Origin of the sequence: Acidisphaera rubrifaciens HS-AP3, assembly GCF_000964365.1 — a bacterium.
Lineage (GTDB): Bacteria > Pseudomonadota > Alphaproteobacteria > Acetobacterales > Acetobacteraceae > Acidisphaera > Acidisphaera rubrifaciens.
Genome location: NZ_BANB01000875.1, coordinates 1 through 1,203, shown reverse-complemented (window position 1 = coordinate 1,203; position 1,203 = coordinate 1). Strand labels below are relative to the sequence as shown.

The following is a 1,203-nucleotide window of genomic DNA, read 5'->3' as shown; positions in this document are numbered from 1 at the left end:
ACGCAGCGCCGCCGGTGTCGCGCACACCTCGCGCGCCCGCAGACGGGCCGCCTCGCACGTTGCCTGATAGGCGCGAAAGGCCGCCGCCCGGGCGGGGCCGACGCAGCCCCAGCCGATCCCGGTCCCGGTCAGCCGCAGGTCGGCGTTGTCGGCGCGCAGGCTGAGGCGATACTCGGCGCGCGCGGTGAACATCCGATAGGGCTCCGTCACCCCCCTTGTGGTCAGGTCGTCGACCAATACGCCGAGATAGGCCTGCTCGCGCCCGACCGTCACCGCGGCCCCGCCGCCCGCATGCCGTGCGGCGTTGATGCCCGCGAGCAGACCCTGTGCGGCGGCTTCCTCATAGCCGGTGGTGCCGTTGATCTGGCCGGCGAGGAACAGACCCGGCAGATCGCGGGCCATCAGCCCCGGCGTCAGCCCGCGCGGGTCGATGTAGTCGTATTCGACGGCGTAGCCGAACCGCACGATATCGGCCTGCTCCAGACCCGGGATCGACCGGACGAGCGCCGTCTGCACCTCCTCCGGCAGGCTGGTGGAGATGCCGTTGGGATAGACGAGGTCGTCGTCCAGCCCTTCCGGTTCGAGGAACACGGTATGGCGTTCCCGGCCGGCGAAGCGCGTGACCTTGTCCTCGATCGACGGGCAGTAGCGCGGCCCGGGGCCGGTGATGTTGCCGGCGTGGATCGCCGAGCGGTGCAGGTTGGCGCGGATCAGCGCATGCGTCGCGGGCGTCGTCGCGGTGACGCGGCAGGAGATCTGCGGCGTGGTGATCGCGTCGGTCAGCGTGCTGAACGGCTCCGGCACCGCGTCGCCGGCATCCACGTCGAGACCGTCCCAGTCGATGCTGCGCCGGTCGAGGCGCGGCGGTGTGCCGGTCTTGAGCCGTCCGATCGACAGGCCCGCCGCCGCGAGCGAGTCGGCGAGCGCGACGGCGGCGGGCTCGCCGTATCGCCCCGCCGGCGTCGCCCGCTCCCCCACATGGATCACGCCGCGCAGGAAGGTGCCGGCGGTCAGCACGACCGCGCCGGCCGCGAGCGTCGCGTCGCCCGTCCGCACGCCGGTGACGCGGCCTTGCGCGATACGCAGCCCCTCCGCCGTCCCGGCGCGCACCTCCAGCCCGGCGGTCTCGGCTAGAAGGCGCCGGATCGCCGCCGCGTACAGCCTGCGGTCGGCCTGCGCCCGCGGGCCGCGCACGGCGGGGCC

The 1,203-nt window shown here is 74.0% G+C and carries 1 protein-coding gene; it reads right to left on the bottom strand.

What is annotated here, in order from left to right; all coding sequences use genetic code 11:
* Positions 1–1,203: FAD-dependent oxidoreductase (locus B8460_RS18680; RefSeq protein ID WP_048863132.1), on the bottom strand; the 1,203-nt coding region annotated here is incomplete at both ends.